At 51.6% G+C, this 21,794-nt stretch carries 16 protein-coding genes and 1 tRNA gene; 4 read left to right on the top strand and 13 right to left on the bottom strand.

Translation table 11 applies throughout. The features are described from left to right. Together G451_RS34720 and G451_RS0123775 are read right to left on the bottom strand one after the other, a co-directional pair. Positions 1-497, bottom strand: a 497-nt coding sequence (locus tag G451_RS34720; protein ID WP_034643867.1) for a hypothetical protein, incomplete at its 3' end; no start/stop codon positions are given. Further along, a complete protein-coding gene (locus G451_RS0123775; RefSeq protein ID WP_156921795.1) occupies positions 497-1,219 on the bottom strand; it encodes a hypothetical protein in 723 nt (240 codons plus the stop codon). The genes G451_RS0123775 and G451_RS34720, both read right to left, overlap by 1 nt. Here G451_RS0123775 and G451_RS0123770 point away from each other — a divergent pair. The 3 genes from G451_RS0123770 to G451_RS0123760 all read left to right on the top strand — a co-directional run bounded on the left by G451_RS0123770 (position 1,185) and on the right by G451_RS0123760 (position 6,445). Then, positions 1,185-2,534: a hypothetical protein gene (locus G451_RS0123770; RefSeq protein WP_027186200.1), complete on the top strand. Its 1,350-nt coding sequence runs from the start codon at positions 1,185-1,187 to the stop codon at positions 2,532-2,534. The two genes, G451_RS0123775 and G451_RS0123770, sit on opposite strands and share 35 nt — an antisense overlap. Before the next feature lie 409 nt (positions 2,535-2,943). Continuing rightward, a complete protein-coding gene (locus G451_RS34435) occupies positions 2,944-5,970 on the top strand; it encodes a calcium-binding protein (protein ID WP_027186199.1) in 3,027 nt (1,008 codons plus the stop codon). A gap of 214 nt (positions 5,971-6,184) precedes the next feature. After that, on the top strand, positions 6,185-6,445 hold the full coding sequence (locus G451_RS0123760) for a hypothetical protein (protein ID WP_027186198.1): 261 nt from the start codon (positions 6,185-6,187) through the stop codon (positions 6,443-6,445). 87 nt (positions 6,446-6,532) lie between these two features. On the opposite strand, the gene G451_RS0123755 is transcribed toward G451_RS0123760, so the two are convergent. The 10 genes from G451_RS0123755 to G451_RS0123705 form a co-directional block, all read right to left on the bottom strand. Further along, positions 6,533-8,863 (bottom strand): FAD-dependent oxidoreductase, encoded by a 2,331-nt coding sequence (locus tag G451_RS0123755; protein ID WP_027186197.1) that lies wholly within the window; start codon positions 8,861-8,863, stop codon positions 6,533-6,535. Positions 8,864-8,905: 42 nt separating this feature from the next. Beyond that, positions 8,906-10,540, bottom strand: a complete 1,635-nt coding sequence (locus G451_RS0123750) for a glutamate synthase-related protein (protein WP_027186196.1) — start codon at positions 10,538-10,540, stop codon at positions 8,906-8,908. Beyond that, positions 10,504-11,634 (bottom strand): class II glutamine amidotransferase domain-containing protein, encoded by a 1,131-nt coding sequence (locus tag G451_RS0123745; protein ID WP_027186195.1) that lies wholly within the window; start codon positions 11,632-11,634, stop codon positions 10,504-10,506. The genes G451_RS0123750 and G451_RS0123745 overlap by 37 nt, the downstream gene beginning before the upstream one ends. 352 nt (positions 11,635-11,986) lie before the next feature. Beyond that, the gene (locus G451_RS0123740; protein WP_027186194.1) at positions 11,987-14,857 is read right to left on the bottom strand and encodes a chemotaxis protein CheA; all 2,871 of its coding nucleotides are present in this window, start codon (positions 14,855-14,857) and stop codon (positions 11,987-11,989) included. 61 nt (positions 14,858-14,918) lie between these two features. After that, positions 14,919-15,287 carry a response regulator gene (locus G451_RS0123735; RefSeq protein WP_027186193.1) on the bottom strand — a complete coding sequence of 123 codons (369 nt, stop codon included), beginning with the start codon at positions 15,285-15,287 and terminating at the stop codon, positions 14,919-14,921. A 10-nt stretch (positions 15,288-15,297) separates the two neighbouring features. Then, on the bottom strand, positions 15,298-16,053 hold the full coding sequence (locus G451_RS0123730) for a chemotaxis protein CheW (RefSeq protein ID WP_034643863.1): 756 nt from the start codon (positions 16,051-16,053) through the stop codon (positions 15,298-15,300). After that, positions 16,050-16,826 carry a ParA family protein gene (locus tag G451_RS0123725; protein WP_027186191.1) on the bottom strand — a complete coding sequence of 259 codons (777 nt, stop codon included), beginning with the start codon at positions 16,824-16,826 and terminating at the stop codon, positions 16,050-16,052. The genes G451_RS0123730 and G451_RS0123725 overlap by 4 nt, the downstream gene beginning before the upstream one ends. A 100-nt stretch (positions 16,827-16,926) precedes the next feature. Further along, positions 16,927-17,805, bottom strand: coding sequence for a CheR family methyltransferase (locus G451_RS0123715; RefSeq protein WP_027186190.1), 879 nt, complete (start codon positions 17,803-17,805; stop codon positions 16,927-16,929). Beyond that, a complete protein-coding gene (locus G451_RS0123710) occupies positions 17,806-19,734 on the bottom strand; it encodes a HEAT repeat domain-containing protein (RefSeq protein ID WP_027186189.1) in 1,929 nt (642 codons plus the stop codon). It lies immediately after the preceding gene. A gap of 180 nt (positions 19,735-19,914) precedes the next feature. Continuing rightward, on the bottom strand, positions 19,915-21,003 hold the full coding sequence (locus G451_RS0123705) for a protein-glutamate methylesterase/protein-glutamine glutaminase (RefSeq protein WP_027186188.1): 1,089 nt from the start codon (positions 21,001-21,003) through the stop codon (positions 19,915-19,917). Positions 21,004-21,261: 258 nt separating this feature from the next. On the opposite strand from G451_RS0123705, the gene G451_RS0123695 reads away from it, so the two are divergent. Then, positions 21,262-21,339, top strand: a tRNA-Pro gene (locus G451_RS0123695). Positions 21,340-21,553: 214 nt separating this feature from the next. Here the strand turns inward: G451_RS0123695 and G451_RS34715 are convergent. Beyond that, a partial coding sequence (locus G451_RS34715) for a hypothetical protein (RefSeq protein ID WP_169727932.1) occupies positions 21,554-21,794 on the bottom strand: 241 nt, incomplete at its 5' end.

Genomic DNA, 21,794 nt, shown 5'->3' with positions numbered 1-21,794 from the left:
TTGTATGCGACCGATGCAACACAGTTGAGGATGGATGCAAACACACCAGTCGACGATTTTATGTGTAGATTGTTGTTGACATATGCGAGACCACCAGTAAATGCATCTGATTGTATATCGACAAATACCCCAGAAAGTGACTCGAACGGTATCAATAGGTTTGGATTTATTGTCGTATTGTGGTTTGTTGCGACTTTTGCTTGTATACTCCCACTATTATTATAGATATAGGCGACGAAGGAAAACCAGTTATCACCCACTGTTTTCCGCACATAATTATCAGGATCAAACGTTGCGGCGGCTGCCGCGCTTGCTGCCGCTGCATTTTGGCTTACGGCCGCAGCACTTGCACTAGCGGCCGCAGACTCGGCATCGTCAGCGAGTTGCGCACCAACTCGGCCAATGGCTTGCATGGCTTTGGGGATATGTTCCCGATGCCCGTAGCCATCAAAATCAGCCAGCGCTAAATTGCTCAGATAATCGGTATCCGCACTCATTATAATGACTCCACGATTTCAATCTGTGTCGCGTATTCCAAAATATTGAGATCTAATCCTGTGAAAACCCGCCCGCGCCCCAGAAAGGAGTTGTGCATGGCGTACTGCGATCCCGGTGTAAGACTCACAAACACCTCACCACACCGAGCCAGCTCGCGTTGCAAATCAAAACAACGCGTCCATCCCTCATCTTTTTGCAAATGATCCAATGCAAATCGCACAGCCCGGCGCGGCTCAATCTGTCGGCCGACCTCGTTGCCGGCGGCGTACTGCACCCACTCGCCGATGCCCTCCCATGCGACGTTTGCCCCCGGAGTATTATTATAGGCCGGCTGCCATGCATCAGCCACAATCAGCCGAGCCGCCTCAATGTAACCGGCAGGATTGGTGGTATCATCTATATATATGCTAATGCTGTCACAGAATATTGAATCCCCAACATTAAAAAATATAGGCGGAAAATTGGCCCGCTCAGACTCACTGAACGTGCCGAAAAACCAATTGTTGCGGCTAAAAGGCAGCTCCTCGCTGGGCCAAATCGCCGGCCATGCATCCGCCGTACGCGATGCCACAACCTCACCGGCGCTTGAAAACTCCATAGTAATCGAGGCCCCGAGACTCAAATTATGCCGCACCAGCGCCACAAGATTGATATCAGCCGGCTCGACCAGCTCACACCGAATCACCGTGCTTGCGGCCGTAGCATCAACAGATCGCGCCACCTCGCCCAACTCGCGGCTTTGCAGATTTTCTGCCGCAAGCTGCCACGATCCCCCCGACAGCGTCGCCGTATCAGCCAGATTAAACGACAGAAATGATACGATATCCGCAAAAGATGGGATTCATGTTTACGACGGTTCTCTGAATACCGGAGACGGAAATGATAGAATTTCCTCCGAAGACGGCGTCCGTGTCCATGGCGGGTCACTGAATACCGGTGATGGCGACGATGTCATCGAAGCTCAATGGCTCATCGCAGCGTCAAAGGGTGGCACCATCGACACGGGGGATGGCGATGATACGCTTGCAGCACGACGAATAGGCGCTGGCGGTAGTGAGAGTGTTATACGAACGGGCAACGGGAATGACGTGATAAACAGTACGCAATACATTTCTGCTTCCTATGAGGGCACCATCGACACCGGCGCTGGAGACGACACCCTCCATTCAGAGGGGAGCATTGGCACAAATTTCAATGGCACTATTAACACGGGTGCGGGTCATGACGAATTGCGTTCTGAAGAGGGCATTTCCGCAAATTACAACAGTAGCATCAATACGGGTGAGGGGGACGACACTCTCCATTCAGAGGGGAGCATTGGCACATACTTCAATGGCACCATTAACACGGGTGCGGGAGACGACACACTTAACTCAGAGGGGAGCATTTCAGCTTACTCTAACGCCACCATCAACACAGGTGAGGGAGACGACACACTCTCTTCCGGATCGTGGCTCACCGCTTCCGACAACAGCACCATCAACACCGGAGAAGGCAACGACAGCGTCACATCAGAATATCTGCGCGCTGCACAAGGTGGCAGCCTGCAAACCGGAGACGGCAACGATCGCATCAGCGCCCAGCATATTATGCTCTCCAACGGCGAAATTGACACCGGAGATGGCAACGACAGCATACGGGCCAGAATCATTTCCGGAACGGGGGGCGGTGTTATCAACACCGGTGATGGCAATGATTCGATCCGGACGGAACTGCTCGCTTTTGTCGACCTGCATACCGGGGCTGGAAACGACAGTATTCGATCCGATCTTATCTTGGAAAGTATCATTGATGCCGGAACGGGAAATGACAGCATCAGCTATACGCATCGTGATGACAACTCGGAGATCTCCGGAAGTGGCAGCCTGACGACCACCGTGACGAAAGACCGCGGGGGTGCATCATCCTCAAACGATGATCCCTATTCCGTCATCATCGATTCCTACAAACGCCTGGCCGTCAATCCCAGCGCCAGCAGCAAGCGCATTCTCTCCATGATGCGCCTTGCCTATGCCATGAATGCCGACAAGACATAGGCAGCAGCCACTTTGGCTCCCTCGACGTTTCCACGAGAAGAACGCGCCTTTGAGGTCTCCACGAAGAGACTCCTTTCGCTGATCCGAACGCCTCCGAAACACGGTTCTTCGGAGGCGTTTTTTTGCCCGTACACGGCACGTTGCCTTGTGTGCTATCGCCTCCCGTGAAGGCTATATGCACCTTCCTCTCCTTAAACTCCCCCCCTCGATCAGCACATCAATAAAACATGCAAATACATTGATAAAATCAATAACTACACACAATCCTATCATAGATGCTGATAGATTTTCAAATTAAAAACAAATGCAACATTTTCAATATAGACAAAACAAACAATAAGTCTCTATAACCATATCGCCTCATGTGTTCACCAACTCATAAACCTCAATGTACAGTGAAGGAGAAACCATGACGGAAATAATCGGAACGATTTACGACGACTATTTAGTAGGAACCGACGGCGAAGACTCCATCTACGGTCTTGAAGGCAATGATACCCTCCGAGGAGAAGGCGGAAACGATTTTATCAATGGCGGCGATGGGAATGATGACATTGATGGCGGCAGTGGGGGTGATCGCATTGATGGCGGCAATGGCGACGACGACATATACGGCGGTGGTGGCGACGACAACATCTCCGGTGGGGCAGGCAACGACGACCTGAGTGGCGGCGACGGACAGAACGTCATCCATGGAGAGGAAGGGGACGACGAGATTACCGGCGGCAACAACAATGATGGGCTTTCGGGTGGTGATGGTCATGATTATATTAACGCCATGAACGGAAATGACACCATTGACGGCGGCGAAGGCAATGACACACTCAAAGGAGGCTGGGGTGCCGACAAAATCCACGGGGGCGACGGGGATGACCGTATTTCCGGCGGCGAAAACCCGGATCAGCTCTTTGGAGACGATGGAGACGATCATCTCGACGTGGGTGATGAGATCTACGGAGAACAAAACGAACTGGCCGTTGGGGGGAATGGAAACGACGCCGTGATCGGTGGGGATGGGGACGACCTCTTGATAGGAGACGGAACATCGTCATCGACCGGTCATGGCAATGATTCCGTTATTGGGAACGCTGGTGATGATTTTATGTTCGGCGGCGGATACGCCGATGAACTGAGCGGTGGCGACGGAGACGATATGCTCTACGGAGATATGGACTATATTTATAACCCATACGGCAGCACCATGCAGATGTCGAGTGTCCAGGGAGACGACACGATTGAAGGTGGCAACGGGCATGACATCATTTACGGCGATGGCGGAGACGACATGCTGTATGGTGACGCTGGCGACGACCTTCTGATCGGTGGGGCCGGTGCGGATATCCTCAACGGTGGAGACGGCATTGACACTGTCGATTACAGTGATTCCTTAGCCGGTATTAGTATTACGTTCTCTCCGGCAGGACATGGAAGCGGCGGGGATGCTCAAGGCGACATCCTGTGGGACATAGAAAACGTGACCGGCTCAGATTATAACGACGAGATTGAAGGAAACTTCGAGGATAATACTCTTCTTGGAGGCAATGGGGACGACAACCTCTCCGGTGGTGACGGCGATGACCAACTTTCTGGCGGCGACGGAGAGGATGAGCTTTATGGAGACGATGGCGATGACGTTCTTTATGTCGATGCCGACGACAAAGTCATTGATGGCGGCGCGGGGACCGATGTCGCTGTAGTTGATGGCTCTTTTGACATGACTCCCTATAACTCAGAAACATTAACCGGCATCGAACAATGGCAAGGCGGCAGCAATAACGACACTATCACTGGGGGTGACGATGCCGATACCGTTTTCGGCCTGGACGGAGATGACGAGCTCTACGGGAACGGAGGGAATGATATCTTGAGTGGTGGTGACGGAAGCGATGAACTTCGTGGCGATGCAGGCAACGATCAACTTCTCGGCGGCGACGGAGTCGACGAACTGTACGGCGGTGCTGGGGACGATATTCTTGTGGCCGATAGCAGCGATACCGTTATTGATGGTGGAGACGGCACCGACACGGTTTATGTCAGCGGCACCTTTGATATCAGTGCCGTTGCGACGTTGCTCGGCATCGAAAAATGGCAAGGCAGTAGCGACGGCGACACCATCACCGGCGACGAAAACGACAATACGATTTACGGCATGGCCGGAGTCGACAAACTGTACGGTGGCGCGGGCGACGATGCGCTGAGTGGTGGTGATGGAGCCGATGAATTGTATGGTGAAGACGGCAACGACATTCTTGCGGTCGACGCCGACGATACCGTTGTTGACGGTGGTGACGGCACGGATATTGGCCTTGTCGATGGTGCCTTCGACATGAGCGCTTCGCACGTCACCGTCACCAGTATCGAACAGTGGCAAGGTGGCAGTAACGACGACACCATCACCGGGGACGCGGACGACAATACCATCTTCGGCATGGATGGAGACGACGTGCTCAACGGCGGCGCGGGGGATGATGACCTGAACGGCGGCGACGGAGCCGATGAGATCAATGGCGGCGATGGCACCGATGCCCTCACCGGCGGAGCCGGAGCCGACGCCCTGGATGGCGGAGCGGGCATCGACATTGCCTACTACAACAATTCGTCCGCGGCGGTCACCGTCGACTTATCCACCGGCACCGGCACTGGAGGCGATGCCGACGGCGATACCCTGGCCAACATCGAAGTCGTGGTTGCCTCCAACAACGCCGACACGCTTATCGGCAACGATTCCGATAATGCATTGTACGGCCAAGGTGGTGACGATGTTATCACCGCCGGAGCTGGATACGATACGCTGGACGGCGATGCAGGGAATGATATCCTGATCGGTGGCGATGGCGGCGACGACCTGATCGGCGGCGATGGCAATGACGAGCTGGACGGCGGCGCGGGTGCTGACGCCCTGGATGGAGGAGCTGGATTCGACACGGCCTACTATGACACGTCTTCGAGCGCCGTCACGGTCAATTTGACAACAGGAAGCGGTACCGGAGGCGACGCCCAAGGCGACACCCTGACCAACATCGAAAACATCGTGGGTTCCGCCTCCGGCGATTCCCTCACCGGAGATGCAGGCAATAATACCATTTACGGTATGGATGGAAACGACATTCTGGAAGGCGCAGCGGGTACCGACTACCTGCAAGGCGGCGATGGAGATGATTATTACGTTTTCGGCACCGGCTCGGGCTACGATGTCGTTATCGAAGACCAAAGCGGTGATCTGGATTTTGCCTATCTGACAGACATCACATCCGTCGGCATCTATAAAGACGGCGATGACCTCCTTGTCGCCGCCAATGATTTTGATGATGTCATGGTTATCCAAGACTTTTATGGAGCGTCTTCATACTCCGTTGAATACTTCTACTTTGCCAGCACAGACAGCATGTATTCAGCAGCAACCATCGCCGGCATCGCTGTAGATATCACCGAATAAAACGAGGCCCAGTTCCCGGATTGTTCCGCCACAATTCGATGGGACATAACACCTGCGCTCTGTGCTCTCGCCCTCTTCACTGGCTGAAATCGTTGTTGACGGGGTCACGAGGCACAGACGCGAACATTCAACAGGGAGTGCTCCTTTTCATGGAAAGGGGTCACAAAAAGGAGCACTCCCTCGTTCTTCCCTTTCCAGGTACTGGAGACACATTATGTATACTCGCATCGACGATCCACTTTGGACACAACAGCATCTCCACCCCCTGTATTGTCCAACCCAGCTCTACACCCAATGGAAAAACAATGGCATTTTCGCCGCGATTATCGAAACAACATTGAATTTGCTCTATCAGACTCCGAATTTTCCCGATAATCCGTCGCGAATTGAACTTTGTCTGAATAAAATTGATTGCGTGCTTGAATATGAAAATATTGGCCATACAGCTGCATTATTTCTCAAAGTTGCTCAGTAAGAGGATAATACAGGCCAGAACGCCAAAACAAGAACACCCCGCCGGACGCATCCGACGGGGTGTTCTTGTTTCAAAAGCGATAGGAGATTATCCGATTGGCGTATTTTCCTGCATACTCCAGACCCCACACGGGCAGGCATTGGCGCAGAAACCGCAACCGATGCACTTGTCCGGATCGGACACCATTTCGAATTCTTTGTTGGCCAGAGCCTTGCGGCTAATGGCCGATTGCGGACAAATATTCTCGCACAAACCGCAGTCGCGACAGGCACCGCAGGAAGAACATTCAGACGCACACTGGTTCAGGTCGTTGAACTCGGTAAGACGCGGATCGAAATATTCCAGCGTCATGCGGCTCACGTCGATCATACACCGCGTATCCGGCTGAGGACGTTTTTCCCGTAAAATGTCATCAATCACCTGTGCAGCCTGACGACCATGGCCAATAGCGTGGGTCAACAGACCGGGGCGCACAATGTCACCGATGGCAAAGACCTTGTTGTCCGTCGTCATGAAGTTGTCGTTGACCACAACATGACCGCGTTCCGTGGCAATGTTTTCCGGCAGGAAATCCAGGTCGGGCTGGTCACCGATGGAGATGATGACCGTATCGGCGGCCAGCAATTCACCGGTTTTGAGCAGCACACCGTCTTTGGTGACTTTATCCGTGTAGCACGGCCAACGGAAGGTGGCACCCACGGCTTCAGCGTCATGTTTTTCCTTCCCGAAGGCGGCCGGTTTCTGGATATCGATCAGTGTGATCTCTTCCGCACCGAATCGAGCGGCTTCCGTGGCCACGTCGCAGCCCACGTTCCCGGCACCGATAATAACAACCTTTTTGCCGACCTTGACGTCTCCGCGTTTAGCGTCTTTGAGGAAGGTCAATGCGGGAACAAGCAGTTCCTTGCCTTCAATAGGGACAATACGCGGTTTTTGTGTTCCCACGGCCAGGACGATGAAATCATAGTCTTCACGAAGAGCCTGAAATTCGTCCTTCGTCATCTTGTTGTTCAGCTTGACGTGAGGCAGGACTTTTTTCACACGCTCCAGTTCAGCCGACAGCACTTCCTTCGGAATACGGCTGTCCGGAATGGCCGAAGCGATTTTCCCCCCGAGGGTTTCAGCCATATCGAAGACCACCGCTTCATGGCCTTTCAAGCGAATCTGCCAGGCAACAGACAGGCCGGACGCGCCACCACCGATGACGGCCACGCGTTTTCCTGACAGTTCCGGCAAATCAGGAACGCGGCTATGCACGCCTTGACGGCCGATTTGGGTGATGTCGATAGGCTGCATATTGCCTTTGCCACGTGTACAACCCTGCATGCACAGGTTGGGGCACAGGTACCCACAGACCGTTGCCGGGAACGGGGTGTAGGCCAGGGCGAGGTCAACGGCTTCGTCAACCAATCCAGCCCGGACAAGACGCCAGCGTTCCTGGACGGGCATGCCGGTGGGGCAGCTCATCTGACAGGGAGGCATATATTTTCTGTTTTCCCATACGGGAACGTAACGACGCATCTCGCCGTTGACGACCAACGGGATGGGTGCACGGTCAATGTCGGTCAAGTCGCCGATAAGACCGCCCTGCCCCAATTCCTTGTCCCACACTTCCGCGCGGAAATCGGACATGGACTTCCGTTTCTTGCCCAGTTTTTCAAAGGGGCTTCGTGCGACAATGAGTTGCCATTCGTCGCGCACGGTCAGCGAGTCCAATATGTCGGACTTGCCGATGGCACTGAGGTAGGTAGCCAGATTGTCGGTGAACCAATTCCAGGTTTCATCGTCAATGGCTTCGCTTTTGGCATCGACTTGCGAAAAGCCCATGTGTTTACCACGGACGAAGATGCGTCCTCCGACCATACCGACACACGGACGATATCCCAACACATTGGCAGCATTCTGGGATTCATATCCACAGACTACGGCCGTCCCCCCGGCCATGAATTCGGCAAAATAGTCGCCGACGGAACCGAGCACCCAAAGTTCAGGGGGATCGAATCGGGGGTTGGTTTTGGTCATGGTCATGCCGCGGGCACCGAGGTTGCCGCCAACAAAAACCTTGCCTTGCGCCATGGCGTTACAGGCACCGTTGGATGCATTGCCATGTACAATAATATTGGCCCCGGCATTCAGCCAGCCGACATCATCGGACACTGGTCCCATGATTTCGATGGTTGTGCCGAAAGCTCCTTTTGACCCAAGCCGTTGTCCCGGTGATCCCGTGACTTTTACGTGAATGGGTTCGTCTTTGGATATCCATAGCCTTCCGCCAATACCATGTTGGCCATAGGCTTCCACTTCGAGTTGACGAGCGCCCTCGAGAACGGCGCGTTGGATGCGCTCCTCAAGGATACGCGATTCAACCCGCCGGCCGTCTTCCTGGCCGCTTAAAAATACGGTTGTGTTCGTAGCCATTATTGTCTCCGGTCTAAACCTTGGCGTGCGTTCCGCGTTTCCCTAGACCACATACTTGATCTGCAGCCGTTCGGCGGCGTGATAGTCGCTGATGCCCAATGCGTCGGACATGCCGATGGGAAGCGACGTGGAACGACCAAGCGGAGCGACAATTTTGCGCAACTCCGCATCGAAGGCCAGGTAGAAATCCACAACGCGCTCAGCCACTTTCTCCGGATCGAGCCGACGATAAATACGGGGATCCTGGGAGGTGATGCCTTTCGGGCAAACGCCGATGTTACAGACATTACAACGGTCTGCCTCGGAACCAAGGCAACCGGCACCGGCCTGCATAACGTACTTGCCGACCTGAACCACACTCGCGCCGAGCATAATGAGCGCGGCAGCATTGGCGGCAAGGTTGCCATTTTTGCCGATACCCCCGCCAGCGATAAGCGGAATCTCGTTTTGACGACCAACTTTAACGAGGTTCTGATAACAATCGCGCAGGTTGCTGGCGATGGGATACCCCATGTGGTTCATCGAAACGTTGTAAGCCGCGCCCGTGCCACCATCTTCGCCGTCGATAGCAAGACCAGCGGCATAGGGGTTGCGTACGAGGTTGTTCAATACGGCAAGCGAGGTCGAAGACGCCGAAATTTTCGGGTACACCGGGACACGGAATCCCCAGGCCATGCTCATGGACTGGATCATCTTGGCAACGGATTCCTCAATGGAATACTGCGTCTGGTGGGTCGGTGGGCTCGGCAGGCTCACCCCGGTGGGAACACCGCGAATGGCCGCAATAAGCTTGTTCACCTTATACCACATGAGCAAGCCACCATCACCGGGTTTTGCGCCCTGACCATATTTGATTTCAATGGCGCAGGGATCTTCCTTCATATCCGGAATGGCATGGATGATTTCGTCCCAGCCGAAGTAGCCGCTGGCGATCTGCAAAATGACATATTTGAGAAATCGTGACCGCAACAAACGCGGTGGGCATCCGCCTTCACCAGAGCAGATGCGTACCGGCATGCCCATTTCCTCGTTGAGGTAGGCAACGCCCATCTGCAAGCCTTCCCACATGTTGGGAGAAAGCGCGCCAAAGCTCATGGAGCCGATGACAAGCGGATAAATTTCACGAACCGGCGGTGTCCATTCGTGTTCCTGAAAGGACTTGAGACCTTCTTCAGGCGGCATGACTCGACCAAGCAAAGTACGCATTTCAAATTCGTGACGTCCAGCGTCCAACGCCGGGTCGGTCAACATGGAAATACGGATGAACTTCATCTGGTCAAGCAGGCTTTCTCCGGTATTGCGTCGACCACCGCGTGTTCTGGGCTGCCCTCCCCGGTTATTCTGAAACTTCAATGTGGTGGAATGCGTTTCAAGTTGGGGCTTGATGGCATTGTTGGGGCAGACCATATTGCACATTCCACAACCGATGCAGGCATAGGCCGGGTCAGTGCGTTGACGGATACCGTAATAGACCGAAATCTCATTGCGTGCCTTGTCGCGCAGAGCGGCCGGCGTCACAATTTTACGTTTTCGGAAAACGCCGAGTTCAATGGCGCTGACCGGACAGACCGATGTGCAGCGCCCGCACAACGTGCAGGTATGGATATCCCAGTCCACCTGCCAAGGCAGGTCTTTGACGCTTAGTGTGGACGGGGTAATGGGTCGATCTGGCTGCATATCGTAACCTCCCGACAGTCAGGGCCAACGACTGCCGTATCAAGATGCATGGGTTGAAAATCTTTGCTCGCGTCGCGATCCGGAATGGCCGCATTGAGTCCACAGATTTCGGAAGAAAAGGCAAATATACCCGGTTTTCCTCCGACGACGCCGGGACGCAGCTTCTTGCGGTCCTGCACCATGAACATGGAACCGCCCGGCAAACAGCCAATAATGCAGTTGGGGCCGTCGATGATCATTTTCCGACACGTACGCTTCAGATTCACCAAGAAGTCGCGATCCGGATGGACATCAAGCTCTCCCCCAGTCAGAGGAGTGATGATGTGCTTGTAATACGGAATCTCGAACCCGAGGCGCTTTGTGGTGTAATGGCAAATGTGGGTAAACACTTCCGAGTCAGACTGATAGCCTTCGTATCCATCGACGCCACGCGACTGGAGATATTCCCGAATGGGAACGAAAGCCGTGTTTTCCCCATTGGTCATCGTGCAGATGCCTTGGATGAAAAAGGGGTGACAGGCATACAGGTTGATGGCGTAGTTCGTGTTTTGTCGTCCCTGGGCCAAAATTCTGCGCGCGTGCAAATCTTCGCGATCAAGCTGGAGATACTCGCCAATGGCAAGAGGATCGCCAACTTCTTTAATCATGACAGTATCGGGCCAGAACGAGAAGACCATCATGTCACCTTCGGCTTCGCCCATACGGCGCAAATCAAGGCGCATCATCGTCAATCGACGTTCTCTTTCTTGTTCAGGAAAATCCGCCCACTGTTTTGGTGGGTCATACGCCCGAGCGAGGTACTTTCCTCGCACAGGAGTTCCTTCTGGCGGAGCTCCATTCGGTGCGATCAAAACGCTGTGCTTGGGATGAAATCCCAAGTCCATGGTGTATTGATCAAGTCGGCGTAGTCCGGACTCCGTAAAGATGCCGGACAAAATAGGACATTCTTGCATACCCTCAAAAGGGCCACCTAAACCGTTCAGGTACAATCCCACGCCCGAACCGTCGTGCCCCTCTTTCATCACGTTGAGGGCTTCGATGGCGCGCATGGGGGAAACCGGGTCACGGCTGGTGAGCGAAAACAAACGGCACATGGTCAATATTCCCCCGGAATGAATTTACGGCGAGATTACGCCGGATGAATTTCTTAATGGTAAAACCGCGGCAAAGTCAAAGAGAGAGGAGAAGTTTACAAAATTGGCAATTATGAATACAAAGTTATTTCAACATATTACACCACTTCACCCAAAACAACTCGAAACCAAGGCAAACCAAAAAAGTCATATATTTCAATAAATTATAAAAATAACAAACAAAATTTCATTTTTGTTGCATCATCAAAAACAGTGAACAGTGTTCACTCTGTTTTTTTCAAAAACGGCAAGCCGCTCACACGAAGGTGAGCGGCTTGCCGTTCATACATCAAATGGAGCGCAACGACAGGGGCTAATGCCCAGATCGTCCCGATGTCGACATGAGATGAATCTCATGGGGATCAAGAATCAACACGACGCTGCCGTCACCCATGATTGTTGCACCGGAAACACCGCGAAGATCAAAGTCACTCAAGTATTCGCCAAGTGGCTTAATAACAATTTCCTGACGTTCGAGCAGGCGATCGACAATAACGCCGATGCGACGCTCACCATCTTGTAGAATGACGATCGGCACTATTTCGCGATTATCTTCCTCGTCCATAGATAAGTCGAGAACCTCACGCATTTCGACAATACCAAGAACATCGCCGCGCAGTGTGACAGCTTTGCGTTTATTCACCTCGGTCATGCGACGCACTTCGATCTTTGTCGTTTCCGATACGGCATCAAGCGGAATGGCATACGTGTCGCCAGCAACCACAACCATAAGTGCATCGATAATGGCCAGGGTCAACGGGAGGGTCAGGGTAAATTTTGTTCCCTTGCCGACTTCGCTGACAACGTTGACCGTGCCTTTAAGATTTTTGATATTGGTACGCACGACGTCCATGCCGACCCCGCGTCCGGAAATATCCGTAATCTTTTCAGCAGAGGAAAAACCCGGTGCAAAAATCAGATCAATAGCATCGCGGTCATCCATGGATTTTGCTTCATCCGGCGTAATGACACCTTTTTTAACGGCCACTTCGCGGATGACAGTCGGGTCAATGCCCTTGCCGTCGTCTTCGACTTCAATCGCCACGGAATTGCCGCGATGGTATGCACGCAACCATACTTGACCGACAGAATTTTTGCCCGTTTCCACCCGAACGTCTTCGGTTTCCAGCCCATGATCCATGCTATTGCGGATAAGGTGGACCAAGGGATCTCCGATAACCTCGACAACGCTCTTATCGAGTTCGGTCTCTTCCCCTTCCATGACAAGGTTGACGGCCTTTCCACTTTTGCGGCTCAGGTCACGTACCAATCGGGGAAACCGTGAAAAAACGGTCGACACAGGCACCATGCGCACTTTCATGATGGTATCTTGCAGATCATCGGAGATGCGTGCCATGGCGTAGGTTGTTTCGGTAAGCTGTTGCGCGATGGACTGCACGTCCTGCTTGCCCTCTTCAAGGGAACGGGCCAGCATGGAGTAGCGGTTCCGGTTGATGATAAGCTCGCCGATGAGGTTCATCAGGTGATCAAGCTTTTCGTGGTCGACACGAATTGTCGCCGAAACTTTCGGCTTATTGTCGGCGGCGGTTTTGGCTGTAGCGGCCGGTTGCGCAGCCGCTTTTTGCGGAGCCACCGGCTCGGCGGCGGGTTTTGCAGCCGGCTTGGGAACGGGTGCTGGTTTGGGCTCTTCTTTCGGCTCAGGGGCGGGCGCTGGTGTAGTCGTCTGAGGAGCGGGTTCCGTCGCGGCTTGAACCGACGCAACGGGCTCTTCCGAAGCAGCCTCATCCGATTCAGTCTCGTCTTTCGATGAAGCGACTACTGGCTTGATTTCGCCCAACACCTTTTTAATCATATCACCCAAGATGGAACATTCCTGCGACAGGATATCCACCATAAGTTCAAACGAAATATCGGATTTCCGCGCCTGATCCACGAGACCAGCCGTACGTTCCGCCATTACTTTGAGATCGTCAAACCCCATGTAGCCAGCAGAATTCTGGACTGAAACCAAAGACCGGTAAAGGCCGTCGGCAAAGTCTTTGTTATCGGGATCTTTGCGAAGACCATCCAACGCAATATCAATATTATTGACTTGCTGCTGAACCGTTTGCTCAAAGACAACCACATCTTCGGGATCGATGCCATCGTCTTCCATGGCAACATCGACTTCTTTCGTCTCAGGCTCTGGCTGGGACTCTTTGGCAGGCTCCTGTTCAGGCTGTGCACCGCCGTTACGCATTAGCGGATCAACGCGGCCTTTCTCCCCTGCCTCGGACAACAGGTTGACCAGCTCATCAATTTTAACGGGCGCAGCCGTGCCGGATTTCTGATCAACATGACTAATGATGAACTCAAGCGAATCCACGACGGCCAACAGGAGATCAATCATCGCATGCGATGTCTGCATCTCCTTTTTCCGCACTTTATTGAGAAGTGTTTCGGCCTCATGCGTGAGTGAGTTCAGTTCCTTGTGACCGATAATACCGCTATTGCCTTTCAAATTATGAAAATAGCGAAAAATATCGTTAACAAGCTCTCCATCAGCGGCATTAGGATCATTTTCGAGCTCAACAAGCGAACTGTTCAGATTTTCAATGATCTCATTGGCCTCTTCCAAAAAGTCGGCTAAATGTCCTTCTCCGATGGCGGTCAATGGATAGGGCTCGCCTGTCACCTGAGGAGGACTCACAACATCTTGAAAGGAACCATTACTCTCGGTCGGTGAAGCTTTCGTTGGTGCGACATCCTGCTCTGGAGACGATGACGATGTCCCCTCTGACATCGCTTCGACTTCCGGGGCTGGAGTACTCTCGGCCGCCGGAACCGGTGTTCCAGATAAAATACCTTCGATACGAGCAATAATAGGCCCCGTATCGACTTCTCCTTCGGACCCCTCAACCTCGAGATTATCAATCATAACCCGTAAGGCATCGGTCGCGGCGAGAATGACATCCATAATCTCGGTCGTGACATCGATATTACCCTTTCGGAGTTCGTCGAGAATATTCTCGGCTTTGTGTGCTAGCCCATTGATGCTATTGAGTCCCAAAAACCCGGACGCCCCTTTCAGGGAATGCATGGGACGAAAGATTTCATTGAGAAGCCCAAGATTTGAGGGAGTTTTTTCAAGCTCCAATAAATTGGGCTCAATGGTTTCTAAATGTTCTTTGGCTTCAACAATGAAGTCAGCAAATAATTCCGGATCCATGAACTCTTGGCTCATCTCTCACCTCGTTGGCATAAAAACACAGCCCAACTTGCCCTGTAATGAAAAACGTACGTCTCTACCCCAAAAGCATTTTGACGTTGCGAACCATTTTTTCGGGTTGCGCTGGTTTTACCATATACAAATTCGCCCCAATGCTCAGTCCAGTTTGGATGTCTTTTTCCTGACCTTCCGTTGACAAGACGACAATAGGGATGTCTCGATAGGCTTCTTGTTCCCGCACGTTTTTGATGAACGTGAAACCGTCCATGCGCGGCATGTTGATATCTGATATGATCAGATCGATTTTGTCCGCCGAATATAATTTTTCCAGTCCATCCAGTCCATCCTCAGCTGCAATCACCTTGAATCCTTCCTTTTTCATGATGAATGCAACGAGGTTTCGAACGGTTTTCGAGTCGTCCACGATTAGAATATGTTTTGCCACAATTCCCCCCTTAACGATTCAGGACTGCGCTGATGAGGCTCCCTACGGAGACGATTTTTATCAAATTGTTTTCATGCTTGAGAAGACCTGACAAGTAGTTTGCCGCGACACCGACACTTGATTCAATTCCCCACTCGATATTCTCGGCATGGGCGCGGTGCATTGTGGCAATACTTCGTACCATAAGTCCTATTTGCAAGTCTTGACGTTTACAGACGACAATAAACCGCGAAGGACCGTCATCTTTCCCGGGTCGAACACCAAGCATAGAGGCAAGATCAACGATAGGTGTCACTCGGCCACGCAGATTGATGATGCCTACAACAAATGGCGGCGCTTTTGGAAGCTTTGTCGCCTCAATACGTCGAATGACTTCCTGCACATCATAAATGGGTACAGCAAATTCCTGTTCAGACAAATAAAAACTGACAAGCTGAACATCCTTCCCCGCTGCGATCAACGTCTCAATATCATTCTCATCCGGCTTCTTAACGGAGTCAGCAACCTCGGGTTGTTCCAGACTTGCGGCTGATTCTTCTGCCAGCTCCTGCGCAGAGGGCGCAGATGTCTCGCTCGATTGAGGACTAAAACCGGCGACGGATTCCACATGAGCCGGTTTCATCAAGCCTTTGTCTTTCAGATCCTCCTGCCATTCCGTACCGACATACTTTTCCAGAAAAGCGGCTTCCGAAGCCGTCACGTTGTTCGATGTTGCATTTTCAGGAGCCAAAACGGTCTCTTCAAGATATTTTTCAAGTGATTTCATTCTGATACAATCTCTTTTGCAAGTTCCATATACGCTTTGGCCCCTTTCGATGACGGCGCAATATCATAAACAACTTTGCCTCTTGCACTCGCTTCGCGAAACTTGGTGTCGAGTCCAATAATGGACTTAAACAATTTATCGCCCAATTTACGTCGAAGCAAACTCACCACACGGAGGCAGGCGCTGGCACGCCGATCAAACATCGTTGCGAGGGCTTTGTACTTCAGGGGGTGTCCTAACACCTTGTTGAGCATGACAATCGTGTCGAAAATGAGCCGGAGTCCATGCAGCGCAAGAAAATCAGTTTGAATTGGAATTATGAGTAAGTCCGAGGCCACAATAGCATTGACCAGAAGAACCCCCATATGCGGTGGACAGTCGACAACAATATAGTCGTATTCGGTATCAAGATGCTCAAAGGCCTGTTTGAGAACAATCCCTTTGTTCTTGCGTTCGCGCAACTCAATATCAAGCTCGGTCAATCGGATACTGCTCGCGACGAAATCGAACCGCATATTTCCGGGAGAAGCCTTCAAGATACAATCTTTCCAGCTTTGGCTGTCGACTTCTTCCTTTATCATGATGTCGTACATGGAGGACGTCACAGCTTCAGGGAAAATCCCCATATGAACGGACGCACAGCCATGCGGATCGAGATCAATAACCAAGACGCTCTTCCCCAAGAGCGTCAGAGCCGCGCCCAAGGAAAGGGTCGTTGTGGTCTTCCCCACCCCTCCCTTTTGGTTGGCTATGGCGAGTACGCGTACACTCACATGCGCTTCCTGTTTAAATTCATCCCGAATCGGTAAAATGTCTTATCCATGGCCTGCAACGTGCTATGTACCGCAAACTCCCCTACCATAGATAAAAACATTATCCTTCCTTGGTATAGACAATTGCTCCGGGATAATGCTTCGGTTTAAACGTACGCGAAATATTGTGTAGCGATTCCGAATGCCCGATAAGCAGATTCCCTCCTGGCAACAGGTTGTCGTAAAATGCGTTGATGACACTTTTTTTCATGTCGTCATCAAAATAAATGATGACATTGCGGCAAAATACAATTTGGGAACGCTCGACCCGTTTAAGCTGTAAACGATCACTCAGGTTGATTTGTCCAAACGACACCAGGCGTTTGACTTCGGATTTGAGCTTATACTGCTTGTCTTCTTTCTCGAAATACCGCCCAATGATTTCTTTCGGTGTGGTTCGCAAGGCATATTCGCTATAATAGCCTCGCCGTGCTGTAGCTAAAACAGCTTCCGAAAGATCGTTAGCCGTAATTTTGATATCCCAGGAGCGCAATTCAGTTCGCAATACCTCATGCAGGATAATGGCGATTGTGTACGGCTCTTCGCCTGTTGAGCAACCTGCTGACCAAATGCGAAGACGTTTGCTTCGCGATTTCCGCAATCCATCAAGAATGTCTTTCAGCACATAATCCTGAAAAACTTTCAATTGCGGCGGATTGCGATAAAAACTCGTTTCATTGGTTGTGATAACTTCAAACAACCGATTGAGTTCGCGCTTTCGACCAGGATCGTATTGCAAATAATAATGGTATTCGGAAAATGTCTTCAGGTTGAGTTCTTTGAGCCGACTCACAAGACGATTTTCCAACAAGTATTTTCTGTTATCCGCAATATAAATCCCGCTTTGCGAATAAATAAAATCCCGCAATTGTGCAAAGTCCTGATCACTGATCTTGAGCTGCTTGCCCAGGGATATGGTCTTTGAAAAAAGAGACGACATTTATGCCCCCATCCCTTTGTCTTCCTGGATTCGAGCTATTGCATCCTCGGCGGCGTCCGAAAGCTCTGGATCATCTTTGCCGACAAGATCCAACAGCGCCCGAAAGGCTGATTCTCCACCGATATTTCCCAAAGTCTCAACGACTTTGAGCGCAAGAAGTTTGTTTTCATCTTCCAGCAACCCAATAAGTCGAGGTACGGCTTCCCCCGCTTCCTGAACAGCGAGGGCTTCCATGGCACGTATTTTCACCCAATCATCCGGATCTTCGAGTGCCTGCACAAGGTACTGTATTGCTTGACCAAGTGAGCATTGTCCGATTTTGTCCACAACCGCGAGACGAACATCCCGGTTTTCATCATACAACCGATCGAGAACGAGATTCATCGCCTCTTCGCTATCGGGGCACGCATCGGCAATAGCTTCCAAAGCAATTTTGCGAATATCGGGAATCTCATCTCCAAGCGCGGCTTTGAGTTCGTCCATATTTTCTTTAGCCCCAAGCTTGCCCAGGGCATAGACCGCCATAAGCCGAGATAACGGATCTTCGCTTCCAAAAAGCGCACGAAACCGCTCGACCATGTCAGGGCCATCAATCGCAACGCATGCTTCCAAAGCTGCTTCTTTCACTTCATCTTCAGGGTGTTCGAGCATACTGTAGACGATTTGTCCGTTGTCGGAGGAACGCATCTTCTCGCCAACAAATGCCAACGCGGTTTTGATCGTATCCGGATCGGTATCAAGAGAAAGCAGATTGGAAAAAAAGGCGATGGAGTCTTCACCGCCAACCTTGTAGAGTGCGGCTGCGATGACACGTTTTACTTCGAGATCGTTCTCTTCGAACGATTCCATCAATAGCTGTGGTACTGTGGGCTCATCAAGACGAGAAAGGACTTCAATGGCAACCATGGCGCGTTGCTGGTCATGCGTTTTCAGAGCTTCTTCCAGTGCCGGAGTCAAACCGATCATGGTCAGAGAAAGGATACTGCGTTCAATTCGCTCGCTTTCCAATTCCGCATTCATCACGGCGGCAAGACGAAGCACTGCAGCGGAGGCTTTCTCTCCTCCCACAAAGCCCAATCCATCAATTGCGGCATCTTGAATTTCCGTATCTTCATCGGATAACGCAACGAGAAGATATTCACGAAATTTTTCACGCTCGGCCAAGGAAAGTAGTTTGAGCGACTTCCCTCCCATAATTTTGACCACAGCCTCAACAATTTTATTCCGAAGCGCCGTAGGCGATTCGTCAAGCTTGCGGATAAGCATCGTCACGGCTTTGATATTGCCGATTTCGCCCAAGGCCTCCACAATCATCGACGCAACCAAATCGGTACACGATGATAAGGATGTCACGAGGGCACTGACAGATGATTCATCACGAATCTTGGAAATGGCTTCAATGACCGCAAACTGAACCCACTCTTCGTCTTTGAGTGCCTTGTTCAAGCATTTGGCGGCTTGCGGCAAGGCCAGTTCCCCCAGACTGACGGCAGCCTGATAGCGGACATTCACTTCCGGGTCGTGCAACAAGGCATGACAGAGGGGCTCCACGGCAAGCAAATTTTCTGTTGACCCCAAAATATCCGATGCAAAAATACGAACATCCGGGTCGTCGTCATGTAATAACTTGACGAGAGACGGCAGATCCTGAACACCGACCTCTCGAAGAATATCCATAGATAAGTTTCGTGTCGGCGGATCGTCTGATCGCAAAAGAGGGGTCACGGCATCGACGACATCTTTCCCGCCGATTCGACGCAAGGCGAGGTCAACGGCTTCCTGGATGCCAAGATTCTCACTTTCCAGTAGTGTCGCTAAAATGGGAACGGTTTCAATACATTTCTCTTCGCCGGCTACGAATGCAGCTTCGCGAACCTCTTCTACGTTGTCGCTTTTGAGGTGGAGAAGCACTTCTTTGCAATCCGACATGTCATCCCCCGTTTCGTGATCCTTGGGTATCGTAAAAAAAAGGTGTACGTCCCGCTATACACGTTCACCATATCCTGGCCTGCTTATAGTTACTACCGTACCTGATGGTGTATTGAAATAGCAATACTGTTCCCAGCATGAATTGCATAATACTGACATACCAGGGCGGTCAGGACCATCTTACGTATATATTGATGACATTATGGCGTCCGACATGTCATCAATGTCGAGAATTTCGTCGGCATATCCTGCATCGACAATAGCTTTTGGCATACCATACACAACGCTCGATGCATCGTTTTGCGCCAAGGCTTTTCCGCCTTTCTCTTTCAATACGCCGACACCTTCCATGCCGTCATTTCCCATGCCAGTCAAAATAACCCCAAGTGCACGTCGTCCGACAGCAAGAGCTACAGACTCCATCAGCACGTTTGCCGATGGCTTATACAATGCCTCTTTCGGTTCATCTGACACGTCGACATCAAGACGGCTGACGCGTTGCGTTAATCGAAGATGACGACCACCGGGAGCAATATACGCTGTGCCCGGCATAAAACGTTCTCCGTGTTCGGCTTCCTTCACGTGGATATTACACACGCCGTCGAGACGTTTGGCAAAGGGGCCAGTAAACGCGGCCGGCATGTGTTGCGCGATCAATATCCCGGCGGGAAAATCGGCAGGGAATGCAGATAATACTTTTTGAACGGCCGGCGGTCCCCCCGTCGATACACCAATAGCAATAACATCTCGAATCACTCGCCCAGTCGGCCTTGTACTCAGTCGCTTCGGCGCTGCCACAGATTCTCTTCCCAGAGCAGACGATGCTGTCCGGCTTGTGGTTGCGGGTCGGCGCAAGGACAACGGTGGCCTGAATTTGCGTTTCGCAATGAGCTTGACCTTGGCGCGCAGATCGTCTTCAATTTTGATAATATCTAATGATACTTTGGAAAGCTGCTTGGGAATAAAATCAACAGCCCCAAGTTCCATGGCTTTCAGCGTTGCTTCAGCCCCTTCCGTAGTGAGGGAACTCACCATAAGAACGGGTTTGGGCATTTCCATCATAATATGACGAAGTGCAGTCAATCCATCCATGCGTGGCATCTCAATATCGAGCGTCACCACATCGGGATTGTGCTTTCGGATCAATTCCAGACCTTCCTCACCATTCCTCCCCACAGCGACAACTTTAATGTCGGGGTCTTTGTCCAGCATGGTGCTGATAGCTTTGCGCATAAATGCCGAATCATCGACGACTACAACGTGAATCACCCCATATCTCCTTTTTGTCCCGAGACCTCAACTTCACACACAATACCGAGAAGCTCGTCCCGGACAATCACATCCAAAATCAGTCCTCCCCATGAACTCGCCTGTGGTAGACAAAAAATCAAGAGCAATCCACCGATAAAGATAACAGAAGAGAAAAAAGCTGTCGTCAGGTGTAAAAAAAGAAATTCATGATGACAACTCCCAAATTAATACTTGCCTTTTTCTAAAAAGTCCGTAAAAGATCTCTTCTCGACGCTACGGGATGTAGCTCAGCTTGGCTAGAGCGCTGCGTTCGGGACGCAGAGGCCGGAGGTTCGAATCCTCTCATCCCGACCATAAAATTCAAAGGGCTTACGATTGAAAAATCGTAGGCCCTTTTTTCGTGGGATGCCCTCCTCCCCTAGCCCGCATATAGAAACTCGTTGTCACGCTATCCGCACAGCACTTTTACCCGTAGCCGGTAATTCTTATAGTTATCCCCGCGCACCCCGCGCTAGAAAATTTTGCACACCACGTGCGAAAAAAACACTCTCTAGTAGCCCCGCTCCACCTACACATCCTCCATGCCCACAAACTCCGGTAGTGTTTTGAGATGCACATACGATTGCGCGACAATATCGCCCACATTATCCCCCACAGTCATCGGGAATGGAAACGCAACCGGGACGCACAGCACCCCCACGGCGTCGCCCTCATCATCCAGTGCTGTAATTTGTAACCTATCGATATACCCTACGAATTTTGGCGTAGCATTTGACCGCTCGACACTGGGCGAAAGGACACGAATCAGG

This window comes from Desulfovibrio inopinatus DSM 10711 (assembly GCF_000429305.1).
Lineage (GTDB): Bacteria > Desulfobacterota > Desulfovibrionia > Desulfovibrionales > Desulfovibrionaceae > Alteridesulfovibrio > Alteridesulfovibrio inopinatus.
The sequence above is the reverse complement of the archived record's forward strand: the minus strand, read 5'-3'. Positions and strand labels throughout refer to the sequence as shown.

Coding starts and splice junctions, on each gene's coding strand:
- G451_RS34435 (WP_027186199.1), top strand. CDS start 2,944: ATGACGGAAATAATCGGAACGATTTACGACGACTATTTAGTAGGAACC.
- G451_RS0123760 (WP_027186198.1), top strand. CDS start 6,185: ATGTATACTCGCATCGACGATCCACTTTGGACACAACAGCATCTCCAC.
- G451_RS0123755 (WP_027186197.1), bottom strand. CDS start 8,863: ATGGCTACGAACACAACCGTATTTTTAAGCGGCCAGGAAGACGGCCGG.
- G451_RS0123750 (WP_027186196.1), bottom strand. CDS start 10,540: ATGCAGCCAGATCGACCCATTACCCCGTCCACACTAAGCGTCAAAGAC.
- G451_RS0123745 (WP_027186195.1), bottom strand. CDS start 11,634: ATGTGCCGTTTGTTTTCGCTCACCAGCCGTGACCCGGTTTCCCCCATG.
- G451_RS0123740 (WP_027186194.1), bottom strand. CDS start 14,857: ATGAGCCAAGAGTTCATGGATCCGGAATTATTTGCTGACTTCATTGTT.
- G451_RS0123730 (WP_034643863.1), bottom strand. CDS start 16,053: ATGAAATCACTTGAAAAATATCTTGAAGAGACCGTTTTGGCTCCTGAA.
- G451_RS0123715 (WP_027186190.1), bottom strand. CDS start 17,805: ATGTCGTCTCTTTTTTCAAAGACCATATCCCTGGGCAAGCAGCTCAAG.
- G451_RS0123710 (WP_027186189.1), bottom strand. CDS start 19,734: ATGTCGGATTGCAAAGAAGTGCTTCTCCACCTCAAAAGCGACAACGTA.